Source organism: Bacillus sp. EB106-02-03-XG38, assembly GCF_058792175.1.
The window spans coordinates 1,147,623-1,164,605 of record NZ_JBYTED010000001.1 but is presented as its reverse complement, the minus strand read 5'-3'; the positions used below and the strand labels follow the sequence as shown (position 1 = coordinate 1,164,605).

Annotated in this window: 15 protein-coding genes and 1 pseudogene; 12 read left to right on the top strand and 4 right to left on the bottom strand. The window is 33.3% G+C overall.

The features are described 5' to 3' along the window. The first annotated feature begins 18 nt into the window (after positions 1 to 18). Complete coding sequence (locus AC3WTI_RS05995; protein WP_097841249.1) at positions 19 to 960, top strand: serine hydrolase domain-containing protein; 942 nt, start codon at positions 19 to 21, stop codon at positions 958 to 960. A 149-nt stretch (positions 961 to 1,109) separates the two neighbouring features. Here AC3WTI_RS05995 and AC3WTI_RS05990 read toward each other — a convergent pair whose 3' ends face one another. Next, positions 1,110 to 1,748 (bottom strand): CPBP family intramembrane glutamic endopeptidase, encoded by a 639-nt coding sequence (locus AC3WTI_RS05990; RefSeq protein ID WP_301290738.1) that lies wholly within the window; start codon positions 1,746 to 1,748, stop codon positions 1,110 to 1,112. A gap of 291 nt (positions 1,749 to 2,039) precedes the next feature. Between AC3WTI_RS05990 and AC3WTI_RS05985 the strand changes: the two genes are divergently transcribed. Further along, positions 2,040 to 3,059, top strand: coding sequence for an SDR family oxidoreductase (locus tag AC3WTI_RS05985; protein ID WP_098903195.1), 1,020 nt, complete (start codon positions 2,040 to 2,042; stop codon positions 3,057 to 3,059). Positions 3,060 to 3,215: 156 nt separating this feature from the next. Here the strand turns inward: AC3WTI_RS05985 and AC3WTI_RS05980 are convergent, their stop codons facing one another. After that, positions 3,216 to 4,604, bottom strand: coding sequence for an erythromycin esterase family protein (locus AC3WTI_RS05980; RefSeq protein WP_087955802.1), 1,389 nt, complete (start codon positions 4,602 to 4,604; stop codon positions 3,216 to 3,218). Between the two features lie 384 nt (positions 4,605 to 4,988). Between AC3WTI_RS05980 and AC3WTI_RS05975 the strand changes: the two genes are divergently transcribed. Both AC3WTI_RS05975 and AC3WTI_RS05970 read left to right on the top strand, forming a co-directional pair. Beyond that, on the top strand, positions 4,989 to 5,456 hold the full coding sequence (locus tag AC3WTI_RS05975) for an NUDIX hydrolase (RefSeq protein ID WP_087955803.1): 468 nt from the start codon (positions 4,989 to 4,991) through the stop codon (positions 5,454 to 5,456). A gap of 20 nt (positions 5,457 to 5,476) precedes the next feature. Continuing rightward, positions 5,477 to 6,121 (top strand): alpha/beta family hydrolase, encoded by a 645-nt coding sequence (locus tag AC3WTI_RS05970; RefSeq protein ID WP_097841251.1) that lies wholly within the window; start codon positions 5,477 to 5,479, stop codon positions 6,119 to 6,121. Positions 6,122 to 6,168: 47 nt separating this feature from the next. On the opposite strand, the gene AC3WTI_RS05965 is transcribed toward AC3WTI_RS05970, so the two are convergent. Further along, positions 6,169 to 8,112, bottom strand: coding sequence for an elongation factor G (locus AC3WTI_RS05965; RefSeq protein ID WP_097841252.1), 1,944 nt, complete (start codon positions 8,110 to 8,112; stop codon positions 6,169 to 6,171). A gap of 264 nt (positions 8,113 to 8,376) precedes the next feature. Here AC3WTI_RS05965 and AC3WTI_RS05960 point away from each other — a divergent pair, with 264 nt between their 5' ends. From AC3WTI_RS05960 to AC3WTI_RS05925, 8 genes and pseudogenes are all read left to right on the top strand, one after another. Then, positions 8,377 to 8,805 carry a MarR family winged helix-turn-helix transcriptional regulator gene (locus tag AC3WTI_RS05960; protein WP_000204177.1) on the top strand — a complete coding sequence of 143 codons (429 nt, stop codon included), beginning with the start codon at positions 8,377 to 8,379 and terminating at the stop codon, positions 8,803 to 8,805. Positions 8,806 to 8,823: 18 nt separating this feature from the next. After that, positions 8,824 to 9,462, top strand: a complete 639-nt coding sequence (locus AC3WTI_RS05955; RefSeq protein WP_097841253.1) for a nitroreductase family protein — start codon at positions 8,824 to 8,826, stop codon at positions 9,460 to 9,462. A gap of 44 nt (positions 9,463 to 9,506) precedes the next feature. After that, a complete protein-coding gene (locus AC3WTI_RS05950) occupies positions 9,507 to 9,800 on the top strand; it encodes a putative quinol monooxygenase (protein ID WP_097841254.1) in 294 nt (97 codons plus the stop codon). 184 nt (positions 9,801 to 9,984) lie between these two features. Beyond that, positions 9,985 to 10,431: pseudogene (locus AC3WTI_RS05945) on the top strand (signal peptidase II); the annotation flags it as partial. A 257-nt stretch (positions 10,432 to 10,688) separates the two neighbouring features. Then, a complete protein-coding gene (locus AC3WTI_RS05940) occupies positions 10,689 to 11,195 on the top strand; it encodes a DUF3902 family protein (protein ID WP_097841255.1) in 507 nt (168 codons plus the stop codon). A 202-nt stretch (positions 11,196 to 11,397) separates the two neighbouring features. Next, the gene (locus AC3WTI_RS05935; RefSeq protein WP_087955855.1) at positions 11,398 to 12,564 is read left to right on the top strand and encodes a serine hydrolase domain-containing protein; all 1,167 of its coding nucleotides are present in this window, start codon (positions 11,398 to 11,400) and stop codon (positions 12,562 to 12,564) included. Between the two features lie 299 nt (positions 12,565 to 12,863). Then, positions 12,864 to 14,618, top strand: coding sequence for an adenine deaminase (locus AC3WTI_RS05930; RefSeq protein ID WP_087955857.1), 1,755 nt, complete (start codon positions 12,864 to 12,866; stop codon positions 14,616 to 14,618). A gap of 112 nt (positions 14,619 to 14,730) precedes the next feature. Then, positions 14,731 to 15,258: a hypothetical protein gene (locus tag AC3WTI_RS05925; protein ID WP_097841256.1), complete on the top strand. Its 528-nt coding sequence runs from the start codon at positions 14,731 to 14,733 to the stop codon at positions 15,256 to 15,258. A 122-nt stretch (positions 15,259 to 15,380) separates the two neighbouring features. Here AC3WTI_RS05925 and AC3WTI_RS05920 read toward each other — a convergent pair whose 3' ends face one another. Continuing rightward, complete coding sequence (locus tag AC3WTI_RS05920) at positions 15,381 to 16,790, bottom strand: catalase (RefSeq protein ID WP_142306520.1); 1,410 nt, start codon at positions 16,788 to 16,790, stop codon at positions 15,381 to 15,383. Positions 16,791 to 16,983: the final 193 nt, after the last annotated feature.

Sequence of the window (16,983 nt, the reverse complement as noted above, 5' to 3'; positions counted from 1 at the left end):
ATTAAAGGGGAATGAATAATGAAAACTGCTGAAAAGTTAGATCTAATTATAAAAGAAGAATACAAAAATATGAATGGGGTGTTAGTAGTACAGAGAGGCAATGTTGTTTTTGAAAATTATTATAATGGTTACTGTCCAGATAATGCGTTTCATGTAGCGTCAGTCACAAAAACGATTATTTCTGCGTTAATTGGGATATGTGTAGATAAAAAGTATATAGAAAACGTTGATCAAAAAGTAATAGAATTTTTCCCGGAATATAACGTTCATTCATCTGAAATAACAGTGCGACATCTTCTTACGATGACGGCTCCACATCCTTTTGTAGACTGGCAGGAACCGTTAGAAGAACTATGTACACAAAAGGATTGGGTACAATATACGTTAAATAGAATCGGACAAGGCGGAGAAATTGGATTATTTAAATATTCATCTGCAGGAGCTCACGTATTATCAGCAATTATTACGAGTGTAACAGGAAAAAGTGCTCGTGAGTTTGCGAATGAATACCTATTCCAGCCTATCGGTATGAGAGAAATTCCAAACTACGATATGAAGGCATTTGGATTTGATGACTTATTTGGAAAAGATGTAAAGGGATGGGTTCACGATCCAAGTGGTATTTCGACAGGTGGCTGGGGACTAACGTTAACAGTTAAAGATATGGCTAAGTTTGGACAGCTGTATTTGAATGAAGGTATTCATAATGGAAAGCAAATACTATCAAAATCATGGATAAAAGAATCGACAGAAATGAACCAAAATCAATATTGTTACTTATGGTGGTTACGAGAAGAGGATGGAATCTTTTCATACTGTGCAATGGGTGATGGTGGGAATGTGATTTGCTGCGTACCAGAGAAGGAACTGGTGGTAGTGATTGCTTCTGAAGTCATACCGAATGCAGAGGATAGATGGAAGTTAATTAAAGAGTGCATACTTCCTTATTTAAAAGATTAATATAGTTATTTTTATAAAAACAAGAATGAAAGGTTTAGTTAAACTTTTTTTGTTCTTCATGATAGAAAAAAGTGTTGTATTAACTAAGATTAGAAAACTTCAACACCTATACGATTATTGAATAGGTGTTGAAGTACTTTATAATTTGTTTAGGTACTTTTAACTTTTCGATGTATTAGATACATCATGCCAAACACAATTACCAGCAAGATAAATTTAATTAATTCCATTAGGCTAATATCCCATTTTGTTTCTACTCCATCTGTTAAATAAAATACATTAAACATACCATGTAAAATTGCAGGTGTTATCACAGAATGGCTATACTCTCTCGTATACGTCAAAATTATAGATACTATAAATAATAACGAGAGATAGCTTAATATTCCTACAAACCATAATTCATAATTTTTATAAAAGATTGATACTGGTAAATGCCATATAGACCAAAGCGATGCAGTAATGATTGCTGTTTGTTTTAATGAATATTTTTTTCGTAAATGGTAATGAAAATTTCCACGCCATATGATTTCTTCTAAAAATGCAGACAAAGCAGCAATAGTAAGACCAATGAGTAGGAGAAATCTCAATTCATTATAATGATTAAATAAGAATTTTATATTATAAATATAAAAATAGAAATGCAGACATAGACCTAGAAGTATTGGGAATAAAATGGAGAAAATCAAAGTTCTTATTTTTGGACGTGAAATTCCAAATGTATGAACTATTTTTTGTTTATTATATAATTTCTGATATAAAATAGCAGCTAAAAGCGGAATAACCATCGTAAACCCTAAATAATTACGACCATTTTCTATGTTCAGTAAGATGATATAAATAAGTGATGTGAGAAGATAAATACATAATGTTGAATGATAAATTATGTTTCTATTCATATTGTTCACCTACCTAAGTATGTATAAGTGATTAATCAAATATGCGATATTTTAATTATATATGAAATGGAAATTACATATGTTGAACTTGTAGAAAAAGTTAGAATAACCCCGTAACTTTTCACAGCAAAAAATCGTTTAAAACAAGAAAGGATTTTTAATCACGAATGGGGGAGAACTATGAAGATTCTAATTCTAGGTGGTACAAGATTTTTAGGAAGAGCTTTTGTAGAAGAAGCTATAAAAAGAGGGCATGAAGTTACATTATTTAATCGCGGAACGAATAAAGAAATTTTTCCTGAAGTAGAGCAGTTAATCGGTGACAGAAATGATGATGTTTCAAGTTTAGAAAATCGAAAATGGGACGTTGTCGTAGATACGTGTGGATTTTCTCCGCATCATATTAGAAATGTTAGAGAAGCATTACATGATAATATAAAGCATTATATATTCATCTCAAGTCTTTCTGTATACAAAGATTGGATTCCGCATCAAATAAAAGAAGATTATTTATTACAACCGGAACCAACGGGTGATCAAATAAAGGCTGTAGAGAATGGTGAAGTTTCTCCTTATGAGTATTACGGTGCGCTGAAAGTATTGTGTGAAAAAGAAGCAGAGAAGTATTGGCCAGGGCGTGTTTTACACGTAAGAGCAGGACTTCTTTCAGGAATGTTTGATTATACAGACCGGCTTCCATACTGGATTGGGCGTGTAGCAAAGGGAGGAAAAGTGTTAGTTCCAGGAAGAAAAGACCGCCCAGTGCAGGTAGTTGATATAAAAGACGTCGCAAACTGGGGACTAAACATGGCAGAAAACAATAAAGCAGGTATATTCAATGTTACAGGTCCAAATTATGAATTGACAATGGAAGAGCTATTAAATACTTGTAAAAAGGTTACGAATAGTGATGCTGCATTCGTTTGGGTAGATGAATCATTTATGAATGAACATAAAGTACAGCCTTGGACAGAGATGCCAATATGGCTTCCAGAAACTTTTTCATTAGAAGGTGAGACGAAGCCTTGGAAAGGTGGTTTTTCTATTAATATTGAAAGTGCTGTTAAAGAAGGACTTACTTTTAGAAGGTTAGAACATACAGTTACAGATGTGTATGAGTGGATGAAGAGCGTGGGTGAATGGGAATTTAAAGCAGGTATTTCAGGAAAGAGGGAGAGTGTATTATTAGAGAAGTGGTAAAAAGAAAGCCAAATTAGTAGGGTACTGTTAGAATGATTTGATTTAAGGGATGATATCATTTATTATATATATTCTATTAATTTCTAAAGTTAGTAGTTATTATGACTATAAAAGCGCACACTTATCCATAGCGAAAGTGTACGCTTTTCCTTTTCCTTATTTATATTGCGATGTTGAAATGCAGTCTAGCCATAATATGCCATCGTATTGTTCAATCGGCTTCAAAATTTCTTCGAATTTTTGAAGACCCCAGTGTCTTGCAGTAGTAGGAGTAAACATCCAAGATGTTTCAGGACGATTGCTTTCACCTTTTAAATCAACAAATACATTAGGATTTTGAGATTTTCTTAATATATTCTCGATACTTTGTTCAGCGTGGTCTGTATCAATAGGGACTATTTTATTAAGATTACTACTATCCCAACTCTCTCCGCTATATGCATATACGCCAATTGTGTACATTTGATCTTTTATCCGTTGAGGTAAATAATCAATCATATTCGGTGCTTTAAAATTGTATTGTTGGGATTTGGTCCAATCAAGTATCATTTTTGAATTTTGTTTTCGGATATGATAGTTATGTCCCCATACAATAATTTTTTTATTTTTGTATTGAATATCACTCAACCAAGCTAAAGCTTGTCCCATCTTTTGATCTCGAATATAAAATGATAGATCTGTAAGTTTAAAGTTTGTTGGATAAATAAAGTTTTTTTCTTTTACAGCAGCATCTTGGAGTGTTTTAATTGTATCAATGCGTATACTAATAGTCTTTTCTAATAGATTTACATCATATGTATTTGATGGAGCTATCTTATTTAATTCGGATTTATGTTGTTGAACAAACGTTTTAATTTTTTCATATTTCACTATTACTTGCTGAACTTCCGCTTTATATTGTTCGTATGGGTACTTATTATCTTTAGATTCAATTTTTTCCTCAATATTAAGTAATTCTGTATGAGCCTTTTCTATATCATTAGCAATTTCAGGATTAATTTTTTCTAACCATTCTTTTGCAAACTCAGGGAAATAAGAATACCACCTGAACTGTGCATCAAACCCTGTTAATATAAGAGGTGTTCCTTTTTCTTTTTGATCTTTTAAATATTGAAATAGCTCTAAAATTTCTTCGGTATGCCAAACACCATATAAAGATTTTTTCATAGCCTGCAAAGCAGTTAATTGATCGAGGCTTTGATTTACAGCATTTGCTTCCGCGAATCCTGTTTCAAATGCAATAACATCATATCCCATTTCTTCATGTAAATACTTAATCATACGTACCTTTGATTGGTTTATTTCCTTGGCCCCATGTGTACTTTCACCAAGTAGAACAATTCGTTTATCCTTTACTTTTTCTTTTAAAAAGGATAAATCTTCATTTGTCTGTGCATTTGGTTCGTTTAATTTATGTGCATTTTCCTTTATCCACTCTTCCCATTTTGGCTGATCTTTTGGTTTCTCTTCAGCAGAAATCACAGATGTAAATGCTGTAAAAGCAAGAAGAGAAGTAATCATTCCTATTTTCCATTTAGTAAACACATATTTCCCCCCATGAAACAATATTGTTTTTACTGAGGTAGATATATCCAAATATCCACTATTCTTCCATATATATATTAATTGATAATAATAAAAGAAACAATATAAAAAATTAAGAATATTCAACTTGTTGTTGTGTGATGTAGATTATTATTTTTATTTATTACAACAAGTTAGTTAACAAAAAGTAATAGGTAAATAGTTAGAATAGTGGTTTTTATCTAAAAATATTGAAAGGTATGAGTAGATTTAGTAATCTTAATTTATTAATGATAGTGTGTAATTAGGTAAAGTGCTTGTGAAAATAGTTTTTTATTGTACTTACTTGCAATTACAATTGTTTTATCTCTTAATCCAAAACTATGTAAAGGTGGTAAAAAGATAGTGGATCTAACATTTAAAGTTGAAGAAACATGTTTTAATTATCGCGTCGGAGCAATTTGTAAACAGGATAATAAAATACTCATTTTGCAAGGTGACGGTGAAGATTTTTGGTACGTACCAGGTGGAAGAGTAAAAGTGCTAGAAAATAGTGAAGATGCGTTAAAACGAGAGCTTGCTGAAGAGTTAGCCGTTCCTATTGAGGTAAAGAAATTAATATGGTCAGTAGAAAATTTCTTTACACTTTCTAAACGAAAGTTTCATGAAATTAGTTTTTATTATGAAGTAGAGCTGCAGCAATTACCTGCAAATGGGGCAGAGCAATATATTTTGGAAGAAGAAGGTAGAACATATTTCTTTAAGTGGGTGCCTGTAGAAGAGTTAGATACATATAACTTACAGCCAGCGTTTATAAAAGAGAAAGTAAAGGATGTATTAGTTCATACAGAACATATCGTTTTACAAAAGTAAATGTATGCGGAGGGAAAAGGGTGAAGGGGACTAAAAAAGAGATTCATATAGACGGAAAAGTAATTCCGTATACACATATTGAAAAAGGTTCTAATAGGATATGTTTTATGTTCTCAGGTTCAGGATACAATTATGATAAACCGTTATTTTATTATGCGACGATGTTAATGCTTGAACATAAAATAGATGTAGTACATATTCATTATTCTTACGACGAACAAGTAATGAATAAACCAATAGAAGAAGTAACAAAAATAATGATGGATGATATTAATCCTGTAATAAAGGAAGTATTAAAAGGTGAGCAATACAACGATATTATATTTTTAGGGAAATCACTTGGAACCATTCCGATTGCAAATGATTTAATGAAGAGGGAAGAATACTTACAATCAAACATGATATTATTTACACCATTACTAACTTTTGATCCCAGTTTTGATTCGATCCTGCATAGTGATCACGAAGGGCTTTTAGTAATTGGAGATAAAGATCACCAATACAATGCAGATCAAATCGATCAGTTACATAAGACGAATTTACAGATTGAAGTTGTCAAAAATGCAAATCATTCTGTAAATGTTGGAGAATTTGAAACAGAGGATTCAATTGAAGCGATAGCGAAAATAATAGAAAAGCTTAAAGAAGTTGTTAGGACAAACTAACCTATCAATACATGCAAAAGAGGTGCAATTTGCACCTCTTTTTGTATTTAATAAGCCTTAAGCACATGAAGCAAATAATCCTTACGATTCAGCGGATTATAATCAACACGTTTTCGAGTAGGGAAGGGAGCCTTCAGTTCTTTGTAACCAGATGGCTTCGTTGTAAAAATGCCTTCTCCTTCAGTGAATGAATGAAGCATTCGCTTAAAGTTCTCCGTTTTCGCAACAGGTAACGATCCTGTTAAATGGTAGGAGTCATTATTGAATAAAGACTCGCTAAAAGTTGCTGGAATAACAGCTAATTTATACATCGCAGTACTAATTGCATGCTCCGGTACATTCAATTCAAAATCGTTTACTGGTTCATATACACATGTTTCAGCTTGCTTTAAAGCATTCATTAAAACGAGTGGTGTTAAGTTTCTAAAGTCACTCGCTGTTGTAACAGGACTAGCATAACCTGTATGGGTTAACGTGACGATCATGTCCGTAACTTCCCATCCGTACAAACCTTGTTTTAACGTTTGAAATACAGTATCTTCAATTGCTTTATGAAATGCTAATGGAAGTGATCCAAGTTCAACACCTAACTTATATGTTATGCCAGAATTAAGTTCACCACGTTCGGTTTTAAAGCCAATTGTTGCGTAAAATGGATTCGCTTTTTCGCCCATTACTTCAACGCTATTCCCTATGCCAATTGGTTTCTCAATACATACGACACGCGTATTTGAGAAAGTCACCTGCAAATTATATTTCTCCAAAAGTGTTGTTTCAATTACTTCTTTTTGTATTTCACCGAAAAGGCGAATATATAGTTCATTATAAATATCATCTTTCCACACTTTAATGAGTGGATCTTCTTCGCATAGTTCCATAAGTGCAGCGTATAAATCATGAATTCGTTCTTTTGGTAATGCTTCAATAGCAGCTTCCATTTGTGGTTCGGCAAAGTGAATATCTTTTATATAATCAGTCCGTTCACCGATAATATCACCAATTTTAATATCACTAAGTCCCCACACTTTGCAAAATTCTCCGCTAGGAACGATAGAAGCTTGAACAGCATTTCCGTTATCAAATAGGCATATTTTCTTAATCTTTTCTTTATGTGCTTGAGCTTCATCATGCTGTATATGAACATATTTTCTAACGTGTAAACGACCAGAAAAAATTCTTACATATGCAATCTTTTCCCCAGAAGGTTCACGTTCAATTTTAAACACAACACCGGATAATGTTTCATTTTCAGCAGGCTTATTAGCTGGAAATAAGGCTGGAATATTTTCGAACAGCTCAGTTACACCCATACCTGTCATGGCTGATCCGAAAAAGATCGGGTACACATTTGCTTGCGCTATTTGTTTAATGAGTTCTTCTCTTAATAATGTGTCCGGTACGATTTCGTCATTTACATATGATTCAAGTAATGATTCATTATATGGTACTAACAGTTCCATACAGTCGTCATATGATTTGTATTCAATGATTCGGGCTCCTTCCGTTCCTTCGTTTAGGACAGAATAGAAGGGAAATGCTTCATTTGAAAGAACCTCTTTTATTTGTTTCATAACTTTTTCAGTATTTGCGCCACTACGATCAATTTTATTAACGAATAAAATAGTCGGTATGTTTAGTTTCTGTAATGTTCGCATTAAAATTTTTGTTTGCGCTTGCACACCTTCAACGGCAGAAATAACTAAAATTGCACCGTCTAGAACACGGAATGATCGCTCCACTTCAGCTATAAAATCAGCGTGTCCAGGTGTATCAATGACATTTACTTTTAAGTCATTAATATAGAAAGAGACGACAGATGCTTTAATCGTAATTCCGCGTTGTCTTTCTAATTCCATTGAGTCAGTTTGCGTATTACCACTATCTACTCGGCCAATTTCTTTAATCACATTCGTTTCATAAAGAATACGCTCAGTCAAACTCGTCTTGCCAGCGTCTACGTGCGCGACAATCCCTATATTTATTGTTGTCATATGTGAATATCCTCATTTCATTTTCCATTTTTAATTCCTCATTTCTATTTGTGTATTGCCGCATTCCAATCACTCTCCAGTCATCTAAATTAGTACTATTATAGTGCAATTAACATTTTTTGTAACGTGACAAAGCGCCTTAATTTGGAAAAATATAAATAAAAACAAAATGCTTGCATTCTAAATCGATATAGATTATATTAATTGACATATCAACTATTGATACATCAAACGTTTTTGTTTTGCGTGTAAAGGAGGGATAGTTTGACAAGTTCATGCTCAAAAGAAGCGATTATTTTATATAAATTACACTTTTTAAATAAAGAAGTAAGTTCGAAATTTGAAGGGTGTACGGGTATGAGTCAATCTAGACTAGAGCTTATACTTCAGTTATATGAAGTAGGTGAAATTAGTCAAAAAGCACTTCAACAAGAAGTGAATATTGATAACGCTGCGATAACAAGGCATTTAAAGCAGCTTGAGGCAAATGAAATGATAGTAAGACGTAAAAATCCTGAAGATAACAGAATTACATTAGTTTCTCTTACTGAAGAGGGACGAAATAAAATTCAAGCATTTCAAGAGGAAAAAGAACGTTTTGCAGCATCTGCATTTAAAGGATTAAGTGAGGAAGAACGCGATAATCTTTTAAATATGTTAAATCACATTCAAGAAAATATAAAAGAATTATAAAAAAGGGAGAATACAACTATGACTAACTCAGTAAAAACAAATGATTTTAACGAAATTTTAACAGGACGCCGTTCAATTCGTAAGTACGACACATCAGTGAAAATTAGCAAAGAAGAAATGACAGAAATTCTTACAGAAGCAACACTTGCACCATCATCTGTAAACATGCAACCATGGAGATTTTTAGTAATTGAAAGTGAAGAAGCGAAAGCAACACTTGCGCCACTAGCGAAATTCAATCAATCTCAAGTAGAAACATCTTCAGCAATGATTGCTGTATTTGGTGATTTAAACAACTTTGATAACGCGGAAGAAATTTACGGTACAGCTGTAGAGCGCGGTTTAATGCCGGCAGAAGTAAAAGAAGATCAAATGAAAAAACTTTCAGCTTACTTCTCAATGGTTACACCAGAAGTCATGAAAGATACAGTACTAATTGACGGTGGTCTTGTAGCAATGCAATTTATGCTAGCAGCTCGTGCTCACGGTTATGACACTTGTCCAATTGGCGGATTTGAAAAAGACCAAATTGCAGAAGCTTTCGGATTAGATAAAGAACGTCACGTACCAGTTATGTTAATTTCAATCGGAAAAGCTGCTGACAGTGGATACCAATCAGTTCGTCTTCCAATTGAAAAAGTTGCTGAGTGGAAGTAATTTTATAAATACAGAAATAAGTGGGATATGAAAGGGGAAACACCATGATTATTATTCACGCAATATTTCAAGTAGATCCAGCAAAACAACAATCATTTTTAGAAGAAATTCGTCCGCTCATTCATAGTTCAAGAGAAGAAAGTGGAAATATTTCGTATGACCTTTATAAAGATACAGAAAAAGAAAATGTATATACAATGGTAGAAGTATGGAAAGATGCAGAGGCAGTTGCGAGTCATAATACGAGTGAACACTTCACATCTTTCGTTAGTAAGGTAAAACAGTTTTTAACTGCTCCTTTAGATATAAAAGCTTATAATGGAGAGTTAGTAAAATAATATAATGAAAAAGGTGACTTTAGCTTATAGTGCTAGGGTCATCTATTTTATTTTGATAGGAATATATTTACTTTTAACTTGATGTGTTATAATTCGAAAAAATAATTCTTAACTTTCAGAATTAAAGAAAGTGACAGATAATGGTGAAAAAACAACGACGGGTAAAAAATTTAAAGGTTTCGAAAAGAAAAGTTCATGGGGAGACATATTCTCTGTTCTTTCAAATGCATGGATTAGTGTCGTTTTTTATGTAATTATTGCATTAGTTATTCTATATGCTTTTTATAAATTAATGAGGAAAAAGGTAACAAAATCAGAAATACAAAAGGATAAACAATCGATAACAAAAGAAAATATGGATAGAACCGAAAAGAACAAGAAAGTGAAGCATCAGTTTGAACAGCCGTTACCTAAAGATACGATAAGAAAAACGTTAGTGGAATGGGAAAGAACTTTACCATTTCACGAACAGAGAAGGTCTTATGAAACGATGCAACAATGGTTAACGAGAATTTGTAGAACGAGAGATATTATTCCGATATATGAGTCTGTCCGATATGGAGAAAAGACATATACAGAGTTAGATATAGAGAAGACTGTACGATGGATAGAGCGAGACGGGAAAGGGTGACGTTAATATAAGTAAATAAAATTAACTGTAAATTAATTTTATTTACTTATATTTAATTATATGATAATGTATACTTACTTTTTTATATCTCTACCAATGGAAAAAAGTAGCCTTAGTAGAGTATTGCTCGTTGAATTTTTTTGAGGTTATCTTCACTTCATCAATATAGAATGAAAAAGAGATAAATCAATTACGAGTAGCATGTAAATAAAAAAATATAATTTATTTTTAAATTTTTGTAAGGGTGTGAAAATAGAATGAAACCAGTATTGAAAAACATACTTCTTTCCTTTATTTTTTCTGTAGTAGGGATGTGTTGGTTTCTATTTATGTTAGTTAGAGGAGGCGGAGACTGGTTATTGTCTTGGGTAGGTGTATTAATGGCATTTATATCTTTATACACGATAATAGATTTATATTGTAAGTATACATATGATAAAAAATTAAGTAAATTGTTTATTAAAGCAACGGTTACTACTTTTAGTTTTGCAGTATTGGGAATCACATTTGGTATTGTACACGAGCTATTACAGCCATGGAGTCTCAGTTTAATGGTTTGGTATTGGTTGTTAGTGTTACTTTTATTTGTAACGACCATAATATTATTAGTTTTTCTAGTATTTGTTAATCGTAAAAATCATAATATTACTGGGATATATAGAATACTTATACTGCTCAATCTATTTCTTACGTTAGGACCAGTACTGTGGCCATTACTTCTTACTATTATAGGAAATGGTATGAACGCTAGCGCAGGATGGTAAAAGTTAATAGAGTGCTTAAAAGAACGTGTTTATAAATGAAAACACGTTCTTTTTTTATTTCCATACATAATTTTTTCTCATCTGGTCGCCAAATTTTGAAAGTAAGTATTTCGTAAGGAATGGATAAGAAAAAAGAGAGTTTTATCATTTAGGATGAAAGTATAACTTGAATCAATACGATATGAATAGAGGAGAGAAGATTATGAAAAAATGTAATTCAATTAAGTTAGCAAGTTTGACAGTTTTATTAGCGGGTACTACTATATTCGCACCTGGTTTTACTTTGAAGGCAGATTCAGCTCAAAATATATCTAGTCCATCACAAGTGCATGATCAAAAGAATCGAAATAGTTTGAAACGAGTAATGGAGGAAACAGTACAGCTTGGCGCTACAGGGATACTAGCAAAGGCGTATAATAACGGAAAAACTAGTAGTTACACTGCTGGCGTTGCAGATTTAAGTACAAAGAAACCGATGAAATCGGACTATCGCTTTCGGATTGGTAGTGTGACGAAGACTTTTACTGCCACGACTGTTCTTCAATTAGTAGGTGAAAATCGTTTGCAACTTGACGATTCAATTGAAAAGTGGCTGCCAGGCCTCATTCAAGGAAATGGGTATGATGGCAATCAAATTACGATACGTCAACTTTTGAATCATACGAGTGGTATAGCTGAATACTTAAAATCAAAAGACGCTGACATAATGAATTCAAAGAAAACGTATGTAGCAGAAGAAATAGTAAAGATAGGACTCGCTCTACCTCCAGATTTTTCGCCAGGTAAAGGTTGGTTGTATTCAAACACAGGATACGTAATACTAGGAATGCTAATTGAAAAAATAACTGGTAATAGTTATGCAGAAGAAATTGAAAAGCGCATTATTGAGCCTTTGAACCTATCAAATACGTTTTTACCAGGTAATTCGCCCGTCATCCCAGGAAAGAATCATGCTCGGGGATATGTGAAAATTGACGGGGAAAGTGAGTTGAAAGACATGACTGATTATAATCCGAGTTTAGCTAATGCAGCTGGAGATATGATTTCTAATGCGGACGATTTAAATAAGTTCTTTTCATCTTTACTCGGTGGTAAGTTACTAAAGCAACGCGAGCTAAAAGAAATGCTTACTACAGTTCCTGTAGAAGGAAAAGAGGTTGGGGATGGATATGGCCTTGGTATCTATGAGACTAAACTTCCTAACGGTGTATCAGTTTGGGGACACGGAGGAGGAATTCCTGGATTTACAACTTTTGCTGGTGGAGTAATTGGAGGCAAACATACATTGGCTATCAGTGTTAACTCTATAGGTGGGATCGATATTGTTCCACAGTTTAATAAAATGATGCAAATTGAATTTAAGAAATAAATGAAAAGAATGTGAATGGAATCCTGCTTTAAAGGACAGTATTAGCATTCATAGTATGACATCAAGTGTAATTCAATCGTATAGTTTAGTATAAAAAAAGGATGTCGGTTACACGACATCCTTTTTTATTGAGAATCAAAGAAGTATGTTTTGAATTTTGGAAATTGTTATTTTTTCAATCATTCCATATAATGAAGGGTATAGGGGCTATACAGGGGAGTTATGGATGGAGAATACTTTAGTTAGTTAATTGTTTTTATTTTAATAAATAAAAGTAAATTGATGTGGAGTGAAATTCATTGGGAGAAAATCAGTTTAGATGGAGTAACAAGCAATTAAGAGAACATGTTGAAGTAATAGATGGCAAAAGAAGTCCGCACACTTTAATTAAGAATGCAACTTATTTAAATTCCTATATGCGCGAGTGGATGACAGCGCACATTTGGATATATAATGATCGAATTGTATACGTAGGGGAGCAGCTGCCAGGGCAATTAACGGAGTGTGAAGTTGTTGATTGCGAAGGAAAGTATGTCGTACCCGGTTACATAGAACCGCATGCACATCCATATCAATTATATAATCCAGAAACGTTAACAAATTATGCGATGCAATTTGGAACGACGACTTTTATTAATGATAATTTAACTTTATTTTTCACATTACAACGTGAAGAAGCATTTCGTTTATTAGATGAATTTGAAAAGATTCCAGCGAGTATGTATTGGTGGTGTCGTTTTGATGGACAAACTGAATTGCAAAACGGGGAATCTTTATTTAATCGTGAAGAAATTATAGAGTGGCTTAAGCATGACGCAGTTCTTCAAGGCGGCGAGTTAACAGCGTGGCCGAAGTTATTACATGGTGATGATGAAATGTTACATTGGGTGCAGGAAACGAAACGATTACATAAAAAAGTAGAAGGGCATTTTCCAGGAGCATCAGAAACGACATTAGCGAAGTTAAAATTGTTAGGTACAGATTGTGATCATGAAGCGATGACAGGGCAGGAAGCTTTTGCTCGTCTTATGCAAGGTTACACGGTTTCCTTAAGAAATTCTTCAATCCGCCCAGATTTAGAAGTGTTACTGAAAGAATTGTTGGGATTAGGAGTAAAGCAGTTTGATAGATTTATTCTTACTACAGACGGCTCACATCCTTCATTTTATGAAAATGGAATGACAAACGTAATGATATCTACCGCGATAAAACAAGGAGTGCCAATAATAGATGCTTATCATATGGCAAGCTATAATATCGCTCGTTATTATAATATGGAAGATCTACATGGTTCAATTGCGACAGGTAGAATTGCTAATATTAATATTTTGGAAAGTAAAGAAAATCCGGTTCCAATAAGTGTAATTGCAAAGGGGAAATGGGTGAAGCGTGACGGAGTAAATAAAAATGAATCAGTACAAATAGACTGGAGTAAATTCAAAGTAACTCCATTATTATTAGACTGGTCCATAGAAAAAGAGGATATGATTTTTTCTCATAAAATGGGTATACAATTATTAAATAACGTTATAACAAAACCCTACACGACTGATGTTGATTTAAACCGTGATAAACTTTCTCTAGATCATGATGAGTGTTTTCTTATGATGATTGCTCGTGACGGTATGTGGAGAGTGAATACAGTTGTCAAAGGTTTTGTGAAAGAACTTGGTGGACTTGCTAGCTCATATTCTGGTACCGGTGACATCATTCTTATTGGGAAGAATAAAGAAGATATGCTTACAGCTTTTCATAGAGTAAAAGAGCTTGGCGGGGGAATGGTAATAGCTGAAAAGAATGAAGTATTACACGAAATCGCATTACCATTGCTCGGGATTATGTCTAATTTAAAAATGAGTGATTTAATACAGGAAGAGAAACGGATGGTGAAACTACTCCAAGAGCGTGGTTACGCGTATGACGATCCGGCATTTACCATTTTATTCTTTTCTGCGACGCACTTACCTTTTATACGTGTAACGCCTATAGGACTATATGACGTGAAAAGTAGTAAAGTACTAGATTCACCAGTGAATTTGATAAAGCAATATTAAAATGAAAGGTCCTATAAAAGTCTAATTTATAGGGCTTTTCACATAGTTAGCATAAGAATATTATAAGCCTCAAATAATATAGTATCTAAATCATTTGAGGTGATACGTAAATATGAAAAAAATATTGTATATTTTAAGTGTATTTATATTATGTGTATCTATTCAACAAGTTGTACATTCTCAAACGGATGCACCAGAGCTATCTTCTGATTGTCTTGAAAAAAGGAAAATTCGAGATGACAAGCATGTGAAGAATATAATAAGTGATATTAAATCCACATTTAATTTAAAAATTGATGAACATAGTTTTTGGGAAGTAAGTAAAAGAGACCTGGATGCGGCCCATTTGATGTATGGTGGAAGAGAAAATGATTCTTATTATAATTCGCTAACTAAAATTTATGATAGTGGTGGATTTAGCGAGCAGCCTAGCTTATTTGTGAGGGCTCAAGAAGCATTTTTACTTTATAAAGAAAAAGATAATATCAATGTAATGAAACGCCTAAAACTAGATGTTGAAAAAGGGGAATGGCTCGTTATAAAAACGAAAAAGAAGAAAGGGAAAAAAGTAAAATTCAAGCCGTTGCAATGTGAAAAAGATTATATGAAAAAGAGAAATGAGTACCATAATCTAAAATGAAATAACGGAATTTTAAGTGTGGAAAAATTCGTTAATAATTGTAAATGAAGTGGTAGAAATTTCTAGTAATTTCGCCATAAAAAACGTCATTTTTTATTTTAAAAATGACGTTTTTTATATACTTAAAGCTTTTGCATCGTACTTTCAATCCTCTTCACCAAATCAGCTGACACTTTATGAAAATACCCTAAAACGATCTTTCTAATATCATCGGATATAACTTTCAAATCACCAGCTAAATTTTCAGCAAGGTGTTCTTTTTCTATCGGTTTTAACTTCGCATAAAATTCACCAGGCTGCGTAAAGTCATCCTGTTTCGATATAGACGTTCTTTCAAGTTTACCTTCAACGTATCTTCCATCGCCGCTCGCTATTTGATTAGCAGGTGTCCAATTTTGTTGTTGGTTAATCGTTAATTTGCGGAATGCAGGTCCAATTCTTCTTCTTTGAGAATCGCTATAAATGTTAGCGCGTCCTTGCAGCATTTTATCATCTGATAGTTCTGCACCGTCTAGCAAATTAGAAGGGGAGAAGGCGACTTTTTCTACTTCTTCCATATAATTTTCAGGATTTTTATTTAATACCATTTTGCCTACTGGTATAAGAGGATACGACTTTTCATCCCATACTTTTGTATCATCTAGCGGGTCATAAGAAAGATGTGCTTCATCTTTCGGGTCCATGAGCTGGACATATAATCCGTATTCAACTGGTTTACCATTTGCGATTGCATCATATAAATCTTTCCCGCTATAATCAGGGTTTTCGGCAGCCAGTTTATTCGCTTCCTCATTAGTAATGTATTGTACACCTTCAAATGGGTACCAATGATACTTTACATACTTTCGGTTACCTTGTGCATTGTTCCAAACATATGTATTTACACTATGGCCTGGGATATGGCGAAGACTTTTGGCCGTACCATTATCAGAGTATAAACGAACAACGAAATGAATGGATTCAGGTGCTCTAGCGACAAAGTTCCAAAATCTATTAGGGTCTATTAAGTTATTTTTAGGTGAAGGTGACAACGCGTGAATCGTTTCCGGGAAGCGCATTGGATCACGAACGGAAAAGACAGGGATGTGATTACATAAAAGATCGAAAATACCTTCCTTTGTATAAAACTTTGTAGAAAAACCACGTACATTTCTAGAAGTATCAGGTGTTCCTTTCGTACTAACAGCTAATGAAAATCGCACCATAACAGGAACTTTTTCATTAGAATGTTGTAAAAAACTTAGTTTCGTATGTTCAGACATTGGATAGATCGTTTGAAAATAACCGAACGCACCAAATCCTTTTACATGAACAGGTCTTTCTAAAATTTTTTCATGAATAAATTGTTGTAACGTCTCGTGAAGTACACTATCTTGCTCTAGAACAGGTCCACGTGAACCAACTGTTTGAGAATGAAGTGTAGCTTGTTCATTACGTTCTTCATTTGCATTAAAGTCTTTCCCTAGTAAAGATTTCCTCTGTTTATCATAGTTTTCATTCATCGATATTGCCTCCAAATCTTTTTTGTCCATTGTTACTAAATATGATTTCATAGCCTTGATTATGTATGACCGGCAAAGTAGTAACAGACCGCTAGATGAAAAAAACGTGCATGTAGTGGACCTGTTGAATTAGAAGAAATTATGGAAAAATGGATATCGAGAAGAAAATTACTATTAAAATTACAATCTTAAAAATGAATTTATACATGATTTTATAGAGAAT

What these genes read in the sequence shown, in the direction of transcription:
- AC3WTI_RS05995 (WP_097841249.1), top strand. Translation starts at nt 19, where the DNA reads ATGAAAACTGCTGAAAAGTTAGATCTAATTATAAAAGAAGAATACAAA.
- AC3WTI_RS05990 (WP_301290738.1), bottom strand. Translation starts at nt 1,748, where the DNA reads ATGGTTATTCCGCTTTTAGCTGCTATTTTATATCAGAAATTATATAAT.
- AC3WTI_RS05985 (WP_098903195.1), top strand. Translation starts at nt 2,040, where the DNA reads ATGAAGATTCTAATTCTAGGTGGTACAAGATTTTTAGGAAGAGCTTTT.
- AC3WTI_RS05965 (WP_097841252.1), bottom strand. Translation starts at nt 8,112, where the DNA reads ATGACAACAATAAATATAGGGATTGTCGCGCACGTAGACGCTGGCAAG.
- AC3WTI_RS05955 (WP_097841253.1), top strand. Translation starts at nt 8,824, where the DNA reads ATGACTAACTCAGTAAAAACAAATGATTTTAACGAAATTTTAACAGGA.
- AC3WTI_RS05950 (WP_097841254.1), top strand. Translation starts at nt 9,507, where the DNA reads ATGATTATTATTCACGCAATATTTCAAGTAGATCCAGCAAAACAACAA.
- AC3WTI_RS05940 (WP_097841255.1), top strand. Translation starts at nt 10,689, where the DNA reads ATGAAACCAGTATTGAAAAACATACTTCTTTCCTTTATTTTTTCTGTA.
- AC3WTI_RS05935 (WP_087955855.1), top strand. Translation starts at nt 11,398, where the DNA reads ATGAAAAAATGTAATTCAATTAAGTTAGCAAGTTTGACAGTTTTATTA.
- AC3WTI_RS05925 (WP_097841256.1), top strand. Translation starts at nt 14,731, where the DNA reads ATGAAAAAAATATTGTATATTTTAAGTGTATTTATATTATGTGTATCT.
- AC3WTI_RS05920 (WP_142306520.1), bottom strand. Translation starts at nt 16,790, where the DNA reads ATGGACAAAAAAGATTTGGAGGCAATATCGATGAATGAAAACTATGAT.